The sequence below is a fragment of the Pseudoalteromonas sp. 3J6 genome (assembly GCF_903995135.1).
Taxonomy (GTDB): Bacteria; Pseudomonadota; Gammaproteobacteria; order Enterobacterales; family Alteromonadaceae; genus Pseudoalteromonas.
The window spans coordinates 1778078-1800151 of record NZ_LR877185.1 but is presented as its reverse complement, the minus strand read 5'-3'; the positions used below and the strand labels follow the sequence as shown (position 1 = coordinate 1800151).

Here is a 22074-nt window from a genome sequence, read left to right as displayed (position 1 = left end):
ACTGAGTTATTAAGTTACTATGAATATTTGACCCTTACTATTGTAAAAAAGAAAGGGCTAGCCTTATATACAAATAGTTTATGGCCAATATCATAAATAAAGACTAGCATTGAGTTGCTAAAACAGGAAAACAAAAATAAAGATATAGTTATCTATTATCAATAACTTAATATTTTTAGCTGGTTTTATGAGAGCTTGCGCTAAAGAGCTAAACACAGTAAATAAGAATAGTTGCTTTTTGGCGTGCTACTTGCAATCTTCGAGCTATATTAAAAGCGTTAATTTTGCGCTAACAACTTTAAGGAGAGCACATGTGGGCTGCAGTAAGTTATCTTGTAACAGCATTGGTATTTATAGTATTGGGATTAACGGTTAACTCCATTTACTTTGCAGTTGCGTTTTTTTGGACCGCACTTTCGCTACTATTAGTCAGCGGTGCTTATTTTTTTAACGCAGGGAAAGTATTTAGAAAACGCGAAAATGGCGTTATCCCTTTTTACATTCGCTGGGCCTTTGTGCCTTTTTTATTAGGTGCGCAAATTTATAATGCGTGGTCACGTAAGCGTGACAAAGTACCCCCTATTCAGCAAATAAACGATAACCTATTTTTAGCATGTCGTTTATTCCCATCGGATATAGACACATTGAAAGAAAATGGCATCACCGCTATTTTGGACGTTACCTGTGAATTTGATGGCCTTGAATGGACATCTACCCAAGAAAATATCGATTATTTAAATATTCCTGTTCTTGATCACAGTGTGCCTACACACTCACAGTTAAACCAAGCCATTAACTGGATACATCATCAAATTAAAAAAGACCGTCGTGTTGTGGTGCATTGTGCATTAGGGCGTGGACGCTCGGTGTTTGTTATGGCGGCATATTTATTGAGTCAAAATAAAGACGCGGATGTACATGATATTCTTGCACAAATAAAAGAAACACGTGAAACTGCCAATCTTAATAAACGCCAATTACGCCATTTAGTTAAGCGCCACCGTAAGGGGGAGCTACTGATAAAAAACAAAGCGTACTTAATTGCTAACCCGGTATCAGGTACTAAGTTGTGGTCTGAAAAAGAGCATTTAATTATTGCGCGTTTATCTGCGTATTACGATTTAACCATTTTAAAAACTACGCCAGAACAAAATGGCATTACATTGGCTAAACAGGCTATAGAAAGCAACCCCGATATTATTATTGCTTGTGGTGGTGATGGAACTGTAACTGAGGTTGCTAGTGTGTTGGTGGGTACGTCTTGTCGATTAGGAATAATACCACTGGGCACAGCAAATGCGCTCGCTCATGTATTAATGGGGATAAAATCTAAATTTATTCCTGTTGAGCAAGCATGTGATTTAATCATTGATGGTCAAGCTAACCTTATTGATACCGCGTATTGTAATGATGAGCTGATGCTATTATTAATTGGTATTGGCTTTGAGCATGCAATGATTGAAAAAGCAGATCGAGAGTCTAAAAATAAATCAGGTCAACTGGCTTATTTAAATGGTTTTTTACACTCATTTGGCGAAAATAAAGCGCAACAGCTGATAGTTAAATTAGATGATAATGAGCCTGAGACTATTAATACAAATAGTTTTATTGCGGCAAATGCTGCGCCATTTACTACGTTATTAGCACAAGGGGGCGGGCAACCCGATCACCGCGATGGGTTATTGGATGTAAATTGGTTAACGCCAAACAAAGATAATGAAACCACGGTATTAAGTATTGCTGAGCTGATGTTTAGCAGTATTACGCAAACGCATCTTGCTATTAACTCGCATTATACCAATGCAAAACGTGTAGAAATAAGCGCAGATGAAACGCTAAATTACGTGATTGATGGCGAGGTTAAATCTGCAGATAAAGTGGTGGTGAGCATTAACCCTGCGTCGCTAAATGTTATATGCCAAGAGCAAACACCTGATTAGAAAGGCGTATGTATTACGCCATTGCTATTTTTGAGCCTTTTATTTTTTAATAGAAGGCCATACAAAACCTGATGTATCAGGTTGTGAGGATTCTGACTGCTTAGTCGGTTTATTTCTAGGCTTACGTAACGGCTTGTTATTAATGGTATGGATATAAAGCGCTTCTACTTTATCTCTTGCCCAAGGCGTTTTACGTAAAAATTTTAAGCTTGATTTTATACTTGGCGAATCTGTAAAACATTTGATATTTACTTGTTCGCCCATTGCTTTGAAGCCTAAACGTTGCTCTAGTTCAACAAGGATTTGCTCTAAAGTTACCCCATGAAGCGGGTTTTTTGGTTGGTTATTCATAGTCACACTGCTTTTTTAAACTGCATGTATTGTAACGTATCCCACCGCATCTTAATAGTTTGGAGATGGCTGGCAAATTTCAGATTGTTAATCTTGATTAATTTACAGTAATCGTAGAAGGCTTCTTGGGATAAATAAGGTTTCCTTGTTTATCGAGTTTTAGCCAAATTAACTGACTGTTGTTATGTTGGGGGTATTTAGCAGCACAAATAAGCGTAACAGAATGAACTTGCAGTATGGCACCTTCGCTATAGCGTTTATTATCATACCAGCACTCAGTGTTAGTGTTTATAAGCTGGGTAGCATCAACAATAGGAAGCGTTCTTGTTGTGTTAGCGTAGCTTAAAGCTGAAAAACACAAGCATAAAACAGCAATAATAAAAGTAAAATAATAACGCATGAATAACCTCAAGGTGTTTAAAATAACTACACTTAGCAAAAAAACATGCTAGGGTAAGTAAGACAACTTCAGTAAAACACAGAACAATAAAAAGGTGAACACATATGCTATTTAATCAAACGATGATTGACGAATTTACACTACTTGCCAAATTCCCACGCGAAAGCAAAATGCAGGGCATTAAACTCCATTCAGATGCTGAACCCGCTTTACTGAGTGCAGCACAACGTTTGTTTGATAAAGGAGTTATTGATAGCCCAGATGGCGGTTATTTAACTGATCTGGGCTTAGACTTAATTGAGCACGTCACTGTAATACACAGTGCGTTAAAAAGTTAGTTTGCGTCGGGTTGATTTTCTGGGGCTGCATCAATAAAGGCGGCCAATTCATTACAACGCTGATAAACGGCTGCTATTTTAGGGTAGGCAGCCATATCTACTTTAAAGCGAATGGCATTAAATACCTGTGGCACTAAACATACATCGGCTAAGCTTGGCGAGTCGCCTGCGCAAAATGTATTTTTGCTATCGAGCATTTGTTCTATTTTTTCAAAACCAACTTCAACCCAGTGTCGGTACCACTTATTTTTTGCTTCATCATCAACATTAAGTTCACTACTTAAATATTTAAGCACTCGCAAATTATCAATAGGATGGATATCACAGGCAATTGCATAACTTAAATTGCGAATGTGTGCTTTTTGCCAAGCATTACCTTGCAGTAATGGTGTTTCAGGGTATTGCTCTTCAAGGTACTCTAAAATTGCTAGAGATTGACCTAATACGCCGTCTTCTGTTTCTAAAGTCGGTAACAGCCCTTGTGGGTTTTTTTGTAAGTAATCTGTGCTTTGCTGTTCTGATTTTAATAAGTTAACAGGTACCAATTGATGATCAATATTTTTTAGATTTAATGCGATTCGAACACGATACGCTGCAGATGAGCGAAAATAAGTATAAAGCTTCATAATCTAATTATCCTTGATTGCCATTAAAGTGTTTTTTGATTGTGCGCCAGCAGTCAGTGTAATTAGCTTGGCGCTCTTTACCTTCTAATGCGTATTTAGTCGGCGATATTACATAACGTGACTCAAACATAAACGCCAACGTATTATCGTAGCGTTGTGGCTCTAAATCGGCGTTTGACGCTTTTTCAAATACGTCTGCTTCAGGACCATGCGGCGACATACAGTTATGTAAGCTCATGCCACCTGGCACAAAGCCATGCTCTTTTGCATCATATACCCCTTCTATTAAGCCCATAAACTCACTCATAATATTACGGTGATAGTAAGGCGGGCGGAAGGTGTTTTCAGCCACCATCCAACGCGGTGGGAAAATAGCAAAATCGATATTCGCAACGCCCTCAGTACCCGATGGTGAAGTGAGTACGGTAAAAATTGAAGGGTCGGGGTGATCAAAGCTAACGGTATTCATGACATTAAAGCGAGCTAAGTCGTATTTATAAGGCGCACTGTTGCCTGTCCAAGCAACAACATCAAGGGGAGAGTGACCAATATCACAACGGAACATATTGCCATTAAATTTAGCAATTAGTTCGAAATCACCTTCAATATCTTCAAAAGCCGCTACTGGATATTGAAAATCACGATCATTCGCATAACCGTTGGCGCCCACAGGGCCGCGCTCAGCAAGGACATAGGCATGGCCGTAGTTTTCACAAATATAGCCACGCGCAGTATCGGTTAGTAACATTACTTGAAATTTAATACCACGCGGAATAACGGCAATTTCGCCTGCTTTAATAGTTAAATGCCCAAGTTCTGTTTTAAGTAGTAGTTCACCTTGTTGCGGTACAAATAACATTTCGCCATCGGCGTTATAAAAAAAGCGCTTGTCCATTGATTTATTGGCAACATAAACATGAATACCAATACCGGCTTGCCCATTGGCGCTGCCATTTGCAGCCATAGTGATTAAGCCATCGATAAAGTCAGTGGGTTCTGCTGGTATATCAATGGGATCCCAACGCAGCATGGTTGGTGGAGTCGGTACTTCAGTAATGGGAGCGGTTCTAATTAAGCCATTGTCTATGGCTGTATAATCGCCCTGCACAACCGATGGGCGAATACGATACATCCAAGTGCGGCGGTTATCAGCGCGCGGAGCGGTAAATGCAGTGGTACTGAATTGCTCCGCGTATAAATCATATTTTACTTTTTGCGGACTGAATTGCCCAATCGGTAATGCACCAGACAGCGCTTCGGTTTCAAATTCATTGCCAAAGCCGGTCATGTAGTTTAATTGTGTCGCCATTACTGACTCCTGTAAAAATGGGGGAGTGTTATATTTTTGTTATTTACGCTAAGATACTCTTAAGTGAGACTAATATCAAATGCACTGATTATGACCGTTGTAAATAAAAGTGAACAGATAAAAGTCGTATGTAAATAAACAAGTGATTTAACATGAAAATAGATTTAACGACATTTTTGCCCTATCAATTAACACACTTAGCAACTCAGGTAAGTAATGATTTCTCGAGCATTTATAAAAAAGAGTTTGATTTAACAATTCCTCAGTGGCGAATAATTGCTAATTTAGCGCAATTAGGTCAAAGCACAGCAAAGCAGTTATGTACTCAAGCGGATATGGATAAGTCGACAGTATCAAGAGCGGTAAAAGCGCTAATAGATGAAGGGCTTATTTATAGCGAGTTAAATAAGCATGATAAGCGCGCTGCATTTTTGATGTTAAGTGATAAGGGCATAGCTTTGTACGAAAAAATAACACCACAGGCATTGCAGTGGGAGCGTGCATTATTAAGCTGCTTGTCGGATGATGAACGACATCAGTTAATCGCCATTTTTGAAAAATTAAAAAATAAATTACAGGCATAAAAAAGCCCACAAAGTGGGCTTTTAAATACACTAATTTAATTAATCAAATTAGAACGTGTAACGAACACCTACACGCATTTCCCATAAAGAGGCATCGCGTTGTACAGATTGCTCAGCACTACGTGCACTGAAGTCTGAGTAAACGTATTGACCTTGATCATTTACGTCAACTTTAAGCATTCTATTACCAACGAAAGAGCCTTTTCTTAATACACCCCAGTCATCGTTTAACATATTCGTTAAGTTATCGATTACGAAGAATGCTTCACCTTTATGGCCATCCATAAAGCCAGGTAACTCTTGAGTAATTTTAAAGTTAAATTTAACGAACCAATCAGAGTTCTGTTGGTTACGACCAGTGATTTCACCACGTTTAAGACCTTCAGATGCAATAAAGTCGTTAAACTCATTGATTTCATCAGCACTCATGTTGTAAACAACATTAGGGTCGTTTTCAAGTGGTACATACAATAATTGACGCGAGCGATTAGAGTTTGCGTCACCAAATTTGCTATCACTTCCGTTGAATGTAAAGCTATATGGTAAACCTTTGTATGCTTCACCAAATAGGTTGAAGCGAGTATTATAACCATCAAAGAACTCGTGCTTATAACCTAGGTTTAATGTAAAGCGATGTGGGATTTCGTAATCAGATGATGCTACGCCAGGATTACCCGGGTTTGATGTTGCTAGGTTACCGTAGTTTGAGCTGGCTACAGAACTAGTCATTGGGTTTACATCATCAGCATCGGTATAAGCGTAAGAGAACTGCATACTTATGCCGTTATCGAATGCTTTGCTTACTGCAGCTGAAATAATTGATGATGAACCGCTATCACCGTTAACATTAGTCAATAACAGCTCGCCATTACGACCTTCAATTGATTCATACAAAGGACGACCGTCAAAACTTACTTCACCAGCAGAGCGAAGTGCGATATCTCGTAATGTCGCTGCATCGCGCTTATCAGTGTAAAGGTAATCTAGAGCAATTACATAATCGTTTTCAGTTGTATATGTTGCACCTAATGAATATTTCCATTCTGATGGGATTTCAAAGTTAGGATCAACAGCATTCACTGTTCCGTCACCTGAACCGATTGGTGTGTTAGCGACTTTATCAAACTGAGATTTCGGAATATCAAAACCTGGGCCCGCACCCGTAACTGTAACATTTTCAGGAGCGAATAAATCCACACTACCAAATTGATGAGCACTGATATTAGTAATACCATCATTTGAGTAAGAGTTAGATAGCCATACATTTGGGTTACCGCCTGAGAACAAGCCAACCCCTGCACGCACTTCTAGTTCATCTGTTGCAAACCACTCAAAGCCTACACGTGGTTGAATTAGATCAATACCATCAAACGTTGACTGATTGCTAAAACCGTAACGATCAGTAAAGTTTTGGTTGAAAGTAGGTTTATCATCGCTTGAATAACTATCGTAACGAAGACCAAATGTTAATGATGCATCGATATCTGAAAAACTGTATTCATCTTGTACATAGAATGTATTTTGTGAATAAGCGAAGCTAGCAGCCGCATCTGTTGGGTCATTTGTGCCAGCTGCATTATTATAATACACAGCACTTGCTATACCTTGCTCGTAATCATCGATAGATGCAAAGCGCCATTCACCTTCAGTGTGTTGTACGAATTGGTTAAATACTTCTAACTTTTCATACTCAAAACCAGCGGTAATAGTGTGCTGATCAAGGTAGTAAGTACCTGAAAATTTAGCTGTAGTCGTGTCGTAGTTTAAATCATTTGATTGACGAGAATCATCAGGACCAACGTACACAGTGGCAGCTGTAGTATTGATTTGGAACTCACCAAAGCCACTTGCCGCGTCTAAAGATTCAACACGAGCGTCAAGCTCTGATTTACCTAGGCGAACTTCAGTTGAAAAATCGTCATTCCAATCAGAGTAAAGTGATGCAACGATTGAAGTAAACTCAGCACCTTGCTCATAAAAGTGGCTGTCAAATGCGAGCTCATCACCATCAGCATCTGATTGCGATAAGGTAAAGCCATCATTGTAGTTATAAATTAGGTTAGCACGATGATCATCATTGATGTTCCAGTCTAACTTCACTAAGATTTTTTCATCTTCTACCGGTGAGCTTGCTGGTGTTGCACCGGCTTCGTAACCATAAACATCACGTGTAATTTGTTTAATACGCTCGATGTCAGCTGACGATACTAACGATGAATAGTTAAACTGTTTAACACCTTCAAGTTTTTCGTAAGAAGTGAACAAGAAAAGTGTATCATTGATTAGCGGTAAACCAACGTTAAAGCCATAACGTTTTTCACTGTAATCACCGTTATCAACGTCATCACCTTCAATCTTATCGCCTTTCATTGAATCGTTAGTGTAATCGTAGAATACACCACCGTGAATGTCGTTGCCGCCAGATTTAGTAACCGCATTAATGTTACATGATGTGAAACCACCATATTGAACATCAAATGGTGCTAATTCTACTGCTACTTGCTCGATTGAATCAAAAGAGAACGGAGCGCGAATAGTAGGATAACCGTTTGAGCTTAAGCCAAAGTTATCGTTCATGCGAACGCCATCAAGGGTTAAGCTGTTAAAGCGTGGGTTACCACCACCACAGTTGATTGAACCACGGCTATCATCAATAGCAACACGAGGGTCAATACGAATAATATCTTTTAAATCACGGTTAATAGCTGGTTGATTTTCAAGATCGCTTAACGTGAATGTTGAAGCAGGACCCGTACCACCAGACATAGTGCTGATTGGTCGGCCAGTTACTACAATTTGCTCAATATCAGAGATATTTTCAAGTGAAGTATTAACAGGGTAGTCGCTACCAATGTTCAAGATAATATTATTGAACTCTTGATCTGCATAAGTGTCAGAATCTACAACTACTTTATATGGACCACCAACACGAAGGCCTTTTGCTGTGAAGTAACCAGCGTCGTTAGTCTCAGTTGTTTTAACTGAGCCTGAAGGAACGTGTAGGATAGTAATTTTAGTTCCTGCAGCAGGGTTACCGTTAGGACCCTTTATTTGACCTTTAATTGCTGAGGTTGTTTCGTTTGCAATTGCAGCACCACTCACACCAACACATGCCGCTATAGCAAGTGATAGAGCCGTTTTGCGAAGTTGAATTTTCATTTTATTTTCCCGTGTAGTTAAATAAACTTTTAATAGCTTTTTTATTTTAATTTTGGATTAGGAGGCTGAGTAACACACCTAACCCAAAATGTTTACATAGTGTACCTCATTTGATTGTTACAAATAAAATACAACTGTAACTTTTTTATTATAAAACACTTTTCATGCGAACTTTAGCGTTTTATTAATGTTTCAATATTTTACTGTGCAGATAGTAAGTAGTTTTTATGACAAACAGATGAAAAGTGACTTTTTCAAAAAAAAGCCATTACATAAATGTAATGGCTTTTTAATATTTATAAATTTTTGCAGTGCAAGTTATAGATTAAAACTTATAGCTAACACCGATTTTAGCTTGCCAAGCAGATGAGCTACTAATTCGCGAGTAGTTCCTTACATCAGCGCCGCCATAGGTATTATCAAGTTTATATCTACCTTGGTCGTCAAGCCCACCAAAATCATAAATTGTTTGATTTGAATAGCTTAGACTTTTCTCGATGCCCCAGTCACTATTTAAAAGGTTAGCGAAGTTATCAATCATAAAGTACACCTCACCACTATGACCTTGAGCAAAACCAGGAATTTCCTGCTTTATACTTACATCCATGGTTGTAACCCATGGTTGTGTAGCTGTGTTTTTAGCTAAAATACCGCCACGTTGAGAAATACCAGCACTTTGCAGTAGAGGCTCTAACTCAGCCCAAGAAATTTTTGACTCGCCCCAGTTTACATTTGGATCGTCAGCACCAGTTGGTATGTAAGGTAAGTAAGCACCGTTTGTAAACAGTGAACTAGTATCCCCTAAATCACCATCTTTATACATTCCCATTGTGTAGCTGAATGGACGACCAGAGCGACGTTCAAAGTAGACGTTAAATTTAGTCGCATAACCACTAAACAACTCAGCGGTATAACCTAGGTTAACTTTAAAGCTATGCTCTATTTCATAAAACCCGCGAGCAGCAATATCTTCATTGCGGTTTACAGTGATATTGTGTTTATAGTTACCTTCTGCCTGTGATGCCGAACCTGCTGAAGACTCTTTAACATCTTGATGCGCATAACTTGCAGAAATAAATAAACCATTATCCCACTCTTTGGCAATGCCCGTTGATAAGATGATTGAACGACCATCATCAGATGAGTTCGTCATTTCAATATCAACGTTATCAGTAAGTGAACCTGAATATATAGTTTGATTAATCACGCGTTCACCATCAGCAGCTAAGCCAACAGGTGTAATTGAAGAATTGTGCCATACGGCTTCATTTTCTTTTTTATGATACGCGATTTCGGCTTGCCATTTAAAGCCGTCACCGAATAGCTCAGAGTCAAAATCATACTCAAAACCAACTTGGGTACGAATACTTGAAGGAAGTTTAAAATCTGGGTCTATATATGCAACACTACCAGCGCCTTGCTGCAAAGAGTTTTTAATTTCATCAGGCACTTGGGTAATATCAGCAGTGTTATTAGCGTAGTAATCATTTATTACATCATTAGGTGCCGATACAAGCGTGATGCCATCACTTTGGAATGAGTTATTATACCAAACATTAGGAATGCCGCCTTGGAAACGACCGATACCACCGCTAATTGTAAGCGCTTCTGTCGCATAATATTTAAAGCCAATACGCGGTAAAATGATATCTAAGCCGTCAAGATTTTCTTGATTTGTGAACCCATAAGTACTGGCAAAATTTTCGTTTAGAGTAGGTTTGTCATCTGATGATAAACGTTCATAACGAACACCCGCAGTAACCTCTAAGTCGTCACCAACATAGAAAGTATCTTCAATGTAAAGTGCAAGTTGATTACGTCTTACATCATAAGCGGTATCAGCCGAATTATTCGTGTAGGCATTTTGATAAGAGAAATCATAAAAGCCTACATTGCGGTTCGCAAAGTCTTCTAAGCTATCAAACTTCCATGAGCCCAATGAGTTTTGAGCAAATAAATTGTATAAACGAAGTGACTCGTACTGAGCTCCAAAATTTATTTCATGCTCATCAGTTAAGTAAGTAGCATCGAATGTTAACGTTAAATTTTGTGTTTCAGAGCGATTTGCATGGCGGTATTGATCTGTACCAAAGCTGTAAGATGGGCCATTACGTCCATCTTCGTCTACCGATATACTTCCTAAATTAGAACGTGTCGCGCTGTCTGAAATGACATCTTTATAAGAAATACCAATTTCAGTTGAAAAGTCTTCAGTCCAATCTGAGTAGAGTTTAGTGGCAAAATTATTGAACTTAGTAACATACGCATAAGTATTTGACTGAAGAACGATGTTATCACCACCGTAGCTTGAATTACGCTCATCTTGATCGTCTTGCCATTGGTAAGTAAAATCTAGGCGATGATCATCACTTGCATTCCAGCTAAGCTTAACTAATAAGTTTTTATTTGTATCTTCTGGAGCACCCGCTAGTGAATCAGTGAGTCCGTACTCATCATTTAAGATTGAAATGAAACGGTTGTAATTAGCTTCAGTGGTATTAAATTCATTTGCAGCACCTGATCCGCTAAAACCATAATCAAGATCCGATTCACTTGACCATTCTGCATAGTTTACAAAATAAAACAGCTCATCTTCTATTAGTGCTCCACCAACATTAAAGCCAAACCTTTCTTCTGTTTGAATAGGCTCTACTTTATTAGTAGAAAAAGTTTTTTGACCAATCGCATCTAGGTCATCTTCTTCAACGATATTAAGAAGATCTCCTGATATATCAGGGGTAGATATTTCATAAAAGCCAGAAAATTTAAACTCATTTGTACCAGACTTTGTTACCGCATTAATAGTACCGCCACCAAAGTTTCCTTTAGAAGCCGAAAAAGGCGAAACATCTACAGATACTTGTTCAATCGCATCTAGTGCTACAGGGGGTTGTGAGGTTGGGTAGCCACCAAAATTTAAACCAAAGTCATCATTTTGGCCAATGCCATCTACAGTTAAACCATTCGTGCGTGGGTTACTACCGGCAAAAGTTAGTTGACCGCTACCATTAATACTTGCAAGTGGGTTTAAACGCGCAATGTCTTTAATGTCACGATTAAAGCTAGGCATGTTATTAATGGTATCTTCACCAAACGTACTGCTAGAACCGCCTGATTGTTGGATGATTTTATATCCAGAGACTTCAATCTTTTCAATATTTAGTGGTGCTAATTGCGACTTCAAGCGATAAGTTTCACCAAGGTTTAAAAAGATGTTTTCAACAGTGGTGTCGTTAAATGTATCAGAGTCGATAATCACCATGTATGGTCCACCAACACGTAAACCATTGGCTATAAAAGTACCACTTTCATTGGTTGTTAACTCACTGATTGTGCCAGTAGGTTGATGAACAACCTTAATTTTAACGTTTGCAGCGTTCGCACCTGAAGGTGTGGTGATTTTACCACGCATTGCAGATGAAGTGTCAGCAGCCATAGCGCTTGTTGAAACTCCTAGAGCAAGAATTACTGCCCCAGTTAATTTCGAAAGGCGAAGCTTTGTCATAGTGTTGATTTCCCGTTTAGGTTATTTAAGTTAGAAACTGAATTTATTTTGTTGCTTTTAGTGTTAAAGCTTTTTTTGAACGTTTACTCGCTGGATCAAATAATGTATTTAACAGTCCAGCCAAGCGAATGCCCGCTTGTTGTAAGCGCGTTTTTACAATAGGGGTGTGGTTGTAAATATAGTCGTAGCTAATATTTTCTTCTGTTGATTTATATATTTGTAAAGCAAGGTTGTGTGACTCTTCAAGCCAGCTTGTTGGGGTACTGTTTAAATACTCGTTAATTAACTCGTTGTTATTAGTATCTATAAATTGAGCGTATTCAGTAAAAGATAAATTTTCATTTTCTACCAGCTTAGTATCCCATAAGCTATGAAGATTGGTTTGTTGGTTAAAGAAAGAAACCTTAATGCGATTCCCGCCTCTATCTTCAGCTCTACCTGCATGAAATGGTTGATGGCTGTCGCCGACCAAGTGCACTAAAAAACGTAAACTAAACTGCTTTGCTGCAAGGCTTGATTTATCATCCTTTAATACTTTAATTGAATAGTGAATGCCTTCTAATATGTTTGTTACTGATTCTTTATGTTCAGTGTGTTCGTGGTTAAAGCTAAATTTTGCATTGTCATCTGCATTAATATAGTGCCAGCGAGATGATTTTTTTTGCCAAAAATCACCCGGCGCAGAGCGCATTTCATCTGGCCATGTTGAAATTTGTGCTAAAGATTCACCATTGAGATAAGGAATAAGTGCGGCCTTGGTGGTTTCACTTACATGAGCCTCTGCAATTTTACCAACAACGCGGTGGCCGTTTTGCCCCCATGCATTACAGTCTGTGCTTGCAAATATTGCACTAATTAAAAGTGTTAATGAAAGCGAATGTTTTACATTTATCTGCATCGAGGCATCCTAGTGAGTGTGAAATTTAATTTATAAAACCTTATAAGGTCAATTGTCCGTATTTTTCATGTTGATAGAAAGGACTCAATAAAATTCATATTTTCTTATTTAAAGTTGTTTTTTATCAATACCTTATGTTTGATGAGTAAAATTACCTATTGTAATAAGTAATTAAAATTGTTCAAATGTATTATAACTTCATTTTAGATCGGTGTTATTTGGATATTAAAAAGTTAATGTTGCATAAAACAGCAATTGTTACATTTATGTTTATAGTGTTGTTGCTTAGTTGGTTTGCTGGTCAAATGGCTGTAGATGAAAAAGAAATAGCTTTCCCAGTGATGATAGAAACATCAACGACATGTCAAACCACGGCAACGGCTAATCAAAATCAGCTTATAGTATTTACACCCTCAAAGTATGTTGCTCAATTGCTCACTAAAAACTTGTGTGATGATAAAGTTGTGGCAAAGCAATATGGGTCTGTTATTGGCTATTGGGGCTACAGAACCGTAGATAGCTTAGAGTTTGTTGGTAAAGGCATTGCGGATTTAATTTTAGCTAAAAATAATATTATGGAGGCGTTTAGAGCCGAGACTACTTACAATTATCAGCCAGTGGTCGGCTTTTCAGATTACACCGCGTTTTTTATATCTTCAAAAGAGAAGCCTCTGATCACTAAACAGTATTTTTTAGACAAAAAAATAGGCCTGCTAGATTATCCAACTAGCCGATCTGGACATATTTTGCCAAAACAAACGTTTAAGCAATTAGGACTTAATATTGCTCAACTAAAAATAACCTATGCCAGCTCACATAATGAATTGCGGGAATTACTGGCGAACGGGCAGGTTGACCTGATTGCCTCTTTTTGGAGAGAAAATGATAGTAAGCGCTTCTCAAAGAATTATATTACGCCCATAAGCAGTAATGTTGCAGGTACTCGTTGGTACTTAAAAATGCAGCATAACAATACCGATTTGCTCTGCGCTGTACAATCTCACTTGCTAAGTATGTCTAAAGAACAATCGTTTCAATACTATCAAGATGTTGAGCCATATTGGCAATGTAATAATTACCCCGTTACCTTTATAGGGGAGTCGTAATGAGAAAGCTTGTATCGTCATTAGGTGTTTTTATATTATTCATTGTATTTTCATTGGTGTTTTATATTTCAACAACACATAAGCAGCAACAGGTAAACAAGTTACAAATAGCTCAAATAGAAAAACAAATCGCTTTAGACTTACCTCTGCTCGATTTATCAAATGAGCTTCTTAAACATTCTGGTAATAAAGTTGCAATACAACATTACATACAAACAGTAAATACTCATATCCAAGGCACGGGTATAGAGGTAATTTCGATAGTGCCAGAGCACGAGTTTATTTCATCCTTAAAAACCGATGAGTTTATTCGAAAACTAAATAGCAATAATAGTGTAGTTTTTATAGCTTTATCCTTAAAGCAGCCTCATTTTTCGTATACAAGAGTGACTGTTTATATACTGCTTTTTGTTGTCAGTGCATTAATTATAGTTATGATAAAGCAGGCTGAAATTTATCAAAGAAATAAAAAACTCATTACTGAGCAGGAGCCAAGTATACTAGAATCAAAGCCATTAATACTCGTGATTAATTTAAAAAGTAAAACTTTATCCAGTAGTTATTATCCCGAGCAAGAAGTGGCGTTAGCAAATAAGCCGTTGTGTTTTTATCTAGCGCTTGTTGAGTTTTGTACTAATAATCCAGAGATTAAACTTAACCATAATAAAAATGTACCCGAGGAGCTGTTAGAACTTGCCAATAAGTACTTTTATCGTTTAGTTGAACTCGGGCATACCATCAGAAAACGACCAAACTTTAATAACAGTTTAGAAAAAACCCTGAGTGAAATTCGTGCGGCGTTAGATGATGTATTGAATGATTGCCCAGAGCAGAAGGAGCTGTATTATCCGCCAAAGGCATTTGGAGAGGGCTCTCGATCACGGATGCATAGCTATGGCTTAGTAAATGTTAACCAAGGGAATATAGAGATAATAGGGAAATAATTTCGAATTAACTGCCTAGGGTAATGATTTAAGTGAGCTTAAACCAGGGTCTGTTGAACTTTCAAGGTTAAATTTGCAGCAGTCTGTTTGGTATTTAGGCAAGGCAGAGTCTATATGGTGTGGTTGTTCCCCACAAATAGGCGATAACGCGGCATCAATGCCAAACAGGTGCTGCCCGAAGGGTTCTGCCTAGGGGCAATTAACTCTTTGTTGCTCGGTTTTTACTTAGCCCACTAGGTTACAAACCTCGCGCCGCGATTAAATTGCCCCTAGTTTGAACAAATATTAATCCGCAAAGGTCAACAGACCCTAGCTTTGCTCTCACATAAAGTTTAATGAAGAGTGTCATTAGCATTTTAATGACACTCTTCGCTGTTCACATTAGATTATTTAGGTGCAAATTCACGTGCATCAACAGGGCTATGCTCAGTAAAAAACCGTTTTAAAGCTTGCGAGTCAGTTTCATCAGTGCTTACAAACCCGGCCATTTTTGTGATTTTTGGATAATTATCGCCACCTGAGGCGTTATATTCATTAATACTCATGCGGTATGTTTTGTTTATATCAAGTGGCTTGCCGGCGATAAATACGTTAGTTACCTGCCCAGCTTTTAATTCAAATGCTAAGTTATGATATTGCATGTAAGCACCAGAGTCTGGTGGAAAACGTGTCACGACATTTAAATAGGTTAAAATTTCATTGCCTTTAAAATCGATATAGGCGACACGGTTTTTGAAAGGTTGTACTTTAAGTATATCTTTATAACTCACGTCACCCGCATTAATACTATCGCGAACACCGCCACCACTGATAATACCAAAATCAGCACCCACGGTGTTCATTTGAGCTTGGATAATAACGCGCGCAAGGTTTGTTTGCTCAAAGCGTACTTTGTTACGATCTCCCTCAAGTCTGTCATTGACGAAGCCAATTTCCCCCTCAATTTGCTTAGCCCCCTTTTGTTGGTATGCTGCCAAAAAGGTCTGTAATGCAGAGTCAGGTTTAATGTAATCTGCAGCTAAAACGGCTTTTATGCTGCCGTCTGGTTGCTTTTTATCGACATATAAATTAACGGGTAATAATTGATAACTCAGTAGAGATAATTGGCCGTTTTCTAATTTAAATTCTGCTTTGCCCACATACTTACCCCATTCGTGGGCTTGCATTATCCATGTCCCATTTTGCTGATCTGGTTTACAGGCTAAACCCGGTTTAAAGTTCTCATCAGTAACATTTTTAGCAGCCATACACACTGGCTCTTGAGAGTGTCCACCAATAATCATATCAAGGGCATTTTTATCTAAAGAGCGAGCAAGTGTGACATCACCAGGGGCATTGATCCCATTTTTAGCATCTGCATAGTGGCCCATATGTGTTACTGCAATGGTAATGTCCGGGTTATATTTTGCTCTTAGCTTTTGGGTGAGTGAGGCAGTTACTTTAACCGGATCTTTAAAATCCAAATGGCCAATGTATTGTGGGTTACCAATTTTTGCGGTATCCGTTGTTGTTAAACCAATAACGGCAATGGTTAAGCCGCCTTTATTAAATATTTTATAGCGCTCAAAAATAGTTTCGTTAGTTTGTTTATCGAAAATATTGGCAGATAAAAGAGGGAAGTTAGCCCATTGCTGTTGTTGTTTTAATACACTTAATGGATTATCAAACTCGTGGTTACCTAATGCCATTGCGTCATAGCCAATTTTCGACATGCCTTTAAAATCGGGCTCAGCAAATTGCAGGTCTGATTCAGGAATACCGGTATTAATATCGCCACCTGATAATAATAACACCTGATGTCCTTGTGCCTTTGCATCTGCTCTTAGCTGGTCAATTAAGGTTTTACGCGCAGCCATACCATATTCGCCTTTTTCGTTATGCCAAAAGCGACCATGGTTATCATTGGTATGAAGAACTGTTAAATATTGTGCTGCAGGTTTATTGACAGAGTCGCTGGCACAGCCAGATAAACCAAGGAAAAAAACAAGAAAAATAAGAGTACGCATAAGATACCTATCGATGAATAAAAGCTCAATCTAGTAGGTGGCTAGTTTAAACTAGTTCGAGATTAAAAAAACGCACTTCTTTATGTTTTTTCAGCCAGTGAGGCTTCTCGCTGTTGTTCTACAACTCTGTTTCTTCGTGCTAGTTCATCTCGTGCATATTGAGATTTTTGATGATTAACATCAATCATCCATTTCAAAAAGCTCACGGGCAATTGGGTGTATGGCTCACCTTTATGTAATCCAAAATCACAAATAGTCGTGTTATTAGTCATTTTATGTACTCCTATCAATGTGTTAGGGCCTAATGACCTTTAAATGGCAACAGTCCCTGATTGATAATAACAAAAAAAGAGTGATTGATAAGGGGCTTTTTAAATACCTTGCAAGGTTTAAAATTAATTAAAAAGAGTAACCGTAATGTACACCAAGGCACACAGGCAATTAATTATCCATAACGTGTTTAAAATAAAAATGTAAACAGTTGTAACTGCGATGTAATTAACTTGCTATGAATTGTAGCGTTAAGTACTTATATATCGATTTACAAAATAAATAGCACTATTCTATGATGCATAAAATATTAATTCTAATGACAATAAAAATAGGAAAAATAATGAAGAAGCTTATCTTAGCCTCAATTTTAACTGCAACAAGTTTTTCAAGCACTGCAACTATAGTCGAAATGCAAACGAGCCAGGGAACGATACAAATTAACTTGTTTGATCAACAAACTCCTAAAACAGTAGAGAATTTCCTAAGTTATGTTGATGATGCTGCATATAATCAAACGGTAATACATCGCTCTATTGATAAGTTTATCATTCAAGGAGGGGGCTTTACTTTTTCTGATAAAATGGATCCAATTACAACCAAACCTTCGGTTATTAACGAACCTATTTATTCAAATGTTAAAGGCACCATTGCTATGGCAAAACAGGGCGGTAATGAAAACAGCGCTACCAGCCAATGGTTTTTTAACATGAGTGATAACAGCCAAAACTTAGATTTACAAAATGGTGGTTTTACCGTGTTTGGACAAGTCACTGCGCAAAGTCAAGAAACCTTAAATAAAATTGCTGCCTTAGTCCATTGTTCAGAGGTACCATTAGTTGGTATTACTCAAGCCCAATGTTCAGATGAAAATTTAGTTATTAGTAATCAAAACTTGGTATCAATTCAAAGTGTGGTTGTGCTTGATGATGATCCTAATTCAGCACAAAACTTGACACCTAAAGAAAATACATTAATTGATAACGTAGAAGTTACACCACCAAAAACTTCAGACTCTAGTGGTAGTGTAGCGTGGTTATTAGGTGCACTACTGCTAGTAGCACCTCGATTAAAACGTACAAAATAAACTTATAAATAATAACGGCGAATTGTTAAATTCGCCGTTATTTTTTAGTGGTAAAGTACACCCAGCACTAGCAAAATCCACATTACAAACACAGATAAGCAGCCTAGTAAAAACACTCTAAAACGGGCTCTTAAATGATTACTACCCAGGTGAATGATGCTGTGAATAATTCGTGTAGCGACAAATAAACAGGCAAGTACTGTAATACTGACACTTGCCATATTAAGCTGTAAAGCAAGTAAACATCCCGCATAAAAAAGCACAGGTATTTCGAATTGATTACTAAAATTACGATCAGCAACTCTGACATAATCGCCCGCTTTATCAAGGCGCATAGCGGCAAAATCATTTAACTGTATCTGTTTATTTTTGGCCGCTGCAAAACGACGTTTTCCCATAATCACCATAACAACTAATGAAAGTGTTACCTGCACAAACATGGCCATTATTATTATCTTTTCCATAATTTACCTTATTGATTATTTGATTACTATTCACAATGTGTTACACAATTAAGTACTAATTAGTAGCATAGTATTACTTGATGATGGTAGTTTATTCCTGATTTAGTAATTTTGTAACACTAAACACGTATTTAACAGCAATGGATATAATTAAAATGAGACACGTCATCGGCTTAAGTGCAATTGCACTGGCAATATTAAGCGGTTGTTCGAATACCGCCACTCTTTCTCAATCTTCACAAACATCACTGTTGTCACCAACGCTCGTTGTTAGCCCTAATGATAACCGTGAATATAAAACCTTGAAACTTGCTAACGATATTGAAGTGATTTTAGTCTCTGATCCAAGCGCTGAAAAATCTGCTGCTTCACTGAGTGTAGGTGTAGGTCTGTTACATGACCCAATGAGCCAACAAGGTATGGCGCATTACCTAGAACATATGTTGTTCCTAGGCACTGAACGATACCCTGATACCAAAGGGTACTCCGATTTTATGACTAAAAATGGTGGTGCGCATAATGCTTATACTTGGCTCGATATTACCAACTACATGTTTAAAATTAATAACGATGCGTTTGAAGAAGGCTTAGACCGCTTTTCAGACTTTTTTAAAGCCCCTAAGCTTTACCCAGAATACACAGAAAAAGAAAAAAACGCAGTGAATGCTGAGTGGTCAATGCGTCGTGAAATGGACTTTTTTGGCCAATTTAAATTAGCACGTAAAATGATGGGGGAACACCCAGCTAACCGATTCTTAATTGGTAACCTTGAAACACTAGGTGACAAAGCGGATAGTTCTTTACACAAAGAAACGGTTGATTTTTATAATAAATATTATTCATCAAATATTATGAAAGTGGCGCTGATTTCTAATTTACCGATTGCAGAAATGCAGAAAAAAGCACAAAAATACTTTGCTGACATTGAAAATAAAAATATTGAAAAACCTCGCGTTACTGCGAGCTTAGATTTTGATAATGCCGGTGGAAAACGTGTTTTTTACTCACCAAATGAAGACGTTAAACAACTACAGCTCGATTTCACAATTGCTAATAATCAAACTGAATTTGCAGTAAAACCTAATCGCTTTGTTGCTTATTTACTAAGTAATGAAATGCCAGGTAGTCCAGCACAATTATTACGTGATAAAGGGTGGGTATCGCAGTTATCCGCTTCGGCCTCTCCAAATCAATATGGCAACTACGGTTCTTTGAGCGTTAATATAGAGTTGACTGATGAAGGTATGAAAAACCGCGAGTCAATTGTTGCGACAATTATGCAATACATTGACTTGATTAAGCGTGAGGGCGTTAATAGTAAATACTTTAATGAAATTCGCACCTCTTTAAACAATCAGTTTAAATTTTTAGAAAAGGGCGATGAGTTTAACTACGTTAGTGCGTTGACTCAAAGCATGCAAGATTACCCGTTAAATCATGCGATAAACGCACCGTACTACTATGCTCAATTTGATGCTGATGCGGTGAACAATGTACTTAAGCAACTTAATGCCGATACACTTCGCATCTGGTATATTTCTCAACAGGAAGATACAGATTCTGAGCTGCATTTTTACGATGGCAAATATAAAATTAATGATATTAGCGATGCAGAAATTGCCAGCTGGGAAAAACCAAGTGATTTTAATTTAGCATTGCCAAGTGTTAACAATTTACTGCCAGAGAGTTTTGCAATTAAAACGCAAGCCTTTAAAGAGCAGAAGCATCCTGAGCTTAGCTACGATAAAAACGGTGTAAAAATTTGGCGCCAAGCAAGTCAGCAGTTTGCAGAGCAACCCAAGGGATTAGTTGAGGTGTATATCAATACGCAAACAGGTTTGCATGATATTAACTCAACCGTACTTTATTCTGTTTGGGCTGATCTGTATAACACTCAATTAAGTCAGTTACGAACTGAAGCTGCCGTTGCTGGTATGAACGTTAATTTAAGCTCAAGTAATGGGTTGGTGCTATCGTTAAGTGGTTTTACCGATAAACAAGATATTTTACTTAAACAAGCGTTAGCTGGGTTTGATGCTGAAATTTCAGCACAAGCGTTTAATCAAGCGATTGACCGTTATCAGCGAGATTTACTGAATCAACAAAAACAGTTCCCGTATGCACAAGCATTTGGTGAGTATTCTAAGCTGACTCGTACTGGTAGTTTTGATACAGAAGCGCTAATTAAGGCTGCAAAAACATTAACGCTTGCTGATTTACACGCTTTAAAGCAAAGCACCTTAGCAAATAATAACTTACGTGTATTTAGCTACGGTAACTACAACCAAAAAGACATTGATGCTATTGCTGCTGAGTTAGCGGCTATCTTACCAAGCACACATACTCAAACGGAGTTTGCACGCAGTAAAGCGTGGTTACCGCAACCGGGTGAAGCGCGTGTGTTGCACAAAGATATTGATGTAGCCGATGTAGCGGTGGTCGATATGACCATTCACCCAATACCTGGTTACAAACAAAAAGCTCAGGCAGCAGTATTGCAAGGTCACTTTAGAACAATCGCCTTTGATAAAATGCGTACTGAAGAGCAACTTGCTTATGCAGTAGGCGCATTAGCGCGTCCCATTGAAGATTACTCAGGTATTGGTTTATTTATCCAAACACCGGTAAAAGGGCCTAAAGACATTCAAGTGCGCTTTGACAAGTTTAAAAAAGAGTACGCTTCTGAGCTTAATGCCATGAGTGAGGAAACATTTGCACAGCTTAAAAATGCAACTTTGGTTTCGTTAAAAGAACAGCCAAAGAATTTAAGCGACGAAATGAGTCCATTGATTAACGATTGGTATCGTGAAAACTTTGATTTTGATTCAAGACAAAAATTAATTGCAGAGGTGGAAAAAGTCACCCTTGCTGATATTAAAGATTACTACCAGCAAACAATGTTAAACCCAAAAGCAGCACGTTTAAATGTGCAGCTACGCGGCACTAAGTTTAGTGATAGCGAGTTTGCTGATTTGCCAAATCAGACTAAAGTGACGAGTTTAGATGATTACTACAGCGATATAAAATTGCAAAAGTAAGCTTGAAATTACTCTAAAACCAAAAAACCCAGTCATTGTTGACTGGGTT

General features: G+C 37.9%; 17 protein-coding genes. 7 read left to right on the top strand and 10 right to left on the bottom strand.

The features are described 5' to 3' along the window. Positions 1 to 311 precede the first annotated feature (311 nt). Entirely contained in the window at positions 312 to 1940 is a 1629-nt protein-coding gene (locus tag P3J6_RS08295) for a diacylglycerol kinase family protein (protein WP_198522702.1), read from the top strand. Between the two features lie 39 nt (positions 1941 to 1979). On the opposite strand, the gene P3J6_RS08290 is transcribed toward P3J6_RS08295, so the two are convergent. Both P3J6_RS08290 and P3J6_RS08285 read right to left on the bottom strand, forming a co-directional pair. Further along, complete coding sequence (locus P3J6_RS08290) at positions 1980 to 2291, bottom strand: VF530 family DNA-binding protein (protein ID WP_010389056.1); 312 nt, start codon at positions 2289 to 2291, stop codon at positions 1980 to 1982. Between the two features lie 97 nt (positions 2292 to 2388). Continuing rightward, entirely contained in the window at positions 2389 to 2691 is a 303-nt protein-coding gene (locus P3J6_RS08285) for a DUF1496 domain-containing protein (protein WP_198522701.1), read from the bottom strand. A gap of 104 nt (positions 2692 to 2795) precedes the next feature. Between P3J6_RS08285 and P3J6_RS08280 the strand changes: the two genes are divergently transcribed. Next, positions 2796 to 3029 (top strand): TIGR02647 family protein, encoded by a 234-nt coding sequence (locus P3J6_RS08280; protein WP_008464346.1) that lies wholly within the window; start codon positions 2796 to 2798, stop codon positions 3027 to 3029. On the opposite strand, the gene maiA is transcribed toward P3J6_RS08280, so the two are convergent. Beyond that, positions 3026 to 3655 (bottom strand): maleylacetoacetate isomerase, encoded by a 630-nt coding sequence (gene maiA / locus P3J6_RS08275; protein ID WP_198522700.1) that lies wholly within the window; start codon positions 3653 to 3655, stop codon positions 3026 to 3028. The two genes, P3J6_RS08280 and maiA, sit on opposite strands and share 4 nt — an antisense overlap. A 7-nt stretch (positions 3656 to 3662) precedes the next feature. After that, positions 3663 to 4964, bottom strand: a complete 1302-nt coding sequence (gene hmgA, locus P3J6_RS08270; protein ID WP_198522699.1) for a homogentisate 1,2-dioxygenase — start codon at positions 4962 to 4964, stop codon at positions 3663 to 3665. 152 nt (positions 4965 to 5116) lie between these two features. Here hmgA and P3J6_RS08265 point away from each other — a divergent pair, with 152 nt between their 5' ends. Beyond that, positions 5117 to 5548 (top strand): MarR family winged helix-turn-helix transcriptional regulator, encoded by a 432-nt coding sequence (locus P3J6_RS08265; RefSeq protein WP_198522698.1) that lies wholly within the window; start codon positions 5117 to 5119, stop codon positions 5546 to 5548. 48 nt (positions 5549 to 5596) lie between these two features. On the opposite strand, the gene P3J6_RS08260 is transcribed toward P3J6_RS08265, so the two are convergent. From P3J6_RS08260 to P3J6_RS08250, 3 genes are all read right to left on the bottom strand, one after another. Further along, complete coding sequence (locus tag P3J6_RS08260) at positions 5597 to 8707, bottom strand: TonB-dependent receptor (protein WP_198522697.1); 3111 nt, start codon at positions 8705 to 8707, stop codon at positions 5597 to 5599. Between the two features lie 325 nt (positions 8708 to 9032). Further along, positions 9033 to 12212 carry a TonB-dependent receptor gene (locus P3J6_RS08255; protein ID WP_198522696.1) on the bottom strand — a complete coding sequence of 1060 codons (3180 nt, stop codon included), beginning with the start codon at positions 12210 to 12212 and terminating at the stop codon, positions 9033 to 9035. Between the two features lie 43 nt (positions 12213 to 12255). Next, positions 12256 to 13110, bottom strand: a complete 855-nt coding sequence (locus P3J6_RS08250; protein ID WP_178957279.1) for a S1/P1 nuclease — start codon at positions 13108 to 13110, stop codon at positions 12256 to 12258. 236 nt (positions 13111 to 13346) lie between these two features. Here P3J6_RS08250 and P3J6_RS08245 point away from each other — a divergent pair, with 236 nt between their 5' ends. Together P3J6_RS08245 and P3J6_RS08240 are read left to right on the top strand one after the other, a co-directional pair. Then, positions 13347 to 14216, top strand: a complete 870-nt coding sequence (locus tag P3J6_RS08245) for a hypothetical protein (protein WP_138606876.1) — start codon at positions 13347 to 13349, stop codon at positions 14214 to 14216. After that, entirely contained in the window at positions 14216 to 15160 is a 945-nt protein-coding gene (locus P3J6_RS08240; protein WP_198522695.1) for a hypothetical protein, read from the top strand. The genes P3J6_RS08245 and P3J6_RS08240 overlap by 1 nt, the downstream gene beginning before the upstream one ends. Positions 15161 to 15546: 386 nt before the next feature. Here the strand turns inward: P3J6_RS08240 and ushA are convergent, their stop codons facing one another. Further along, positions 15547 to 17166, bottom strand: a complete 1620-nt coding sequence (gene ushA, locus P3J6_RS08235) for a bifunctional UDP-sugar hydrolase/5'-nucleotidase UshA (RefSeq protein ID WP_198522694.1) — start codon at positions 17164 to 17166, stop codon at positions 15547 to 15549. A gap of 80 nt (positions 17167 to 17246) precedes the next feature. Then, entirely contained in the window at positions 17247 to 17438 is a 192-nt protein-coding gene (locus tag P3J6_RS08230; protein WP_198522693.1) for a hypothetical protein, read from the bottom strand. A gap of 341 nt (positions 17439 to 17779) precedes the next feature. On the opposite strand from P3J6_RS08230, the gene P3J6_RS08225 reads away from it, so the two are divergent. Further along, positions 17780 to 18523 (top strand): peptidylprolyl isomerase, encoded by a 744-nt coding sequence (locus P3J6_RS08225; RefSeq protein WP_138607792.1) that lies wholly within the window; start codon positions 17780 to 17782, stop codon positions 18521 to 18523. 44 nt (positions 18524 to 18567) lie between these two features. Here the strand turns inward: P3J6_RS08225 and P3J6_RS08220 are convergent, their stop codons facing one another. Further along, positions 18568 to 18987: an MAPEG family protein gene (locus tag P3J6_RS08220; protein WP_198522692.1), complete on the bottom strand. Its 420-nt coding sequence runs from the start codon at positions 18985 to 18987 to the stop codon at positions 18568 to 18570. A 155-nt stretch (positions 18988 to 19142) separates the two neighbouring features. Here P3J6_RS08220 and P3J6_RS08215 point away from each other — a divergent pair, with 155 nt between their 5' ends. Next, positions 19143 to 22025, top strand: a complete 2883-nt coding sequence (locus P3J6_RS08215) for an insulinase family protein (RefSeq protein ID WP_198522691.1) — start codon at positions 19143 to 19145, stop codon at positions 22023 to 22025. The last annotated feature ends 49 nt before the right edge of the window (positions 22026 to 22074 follow it).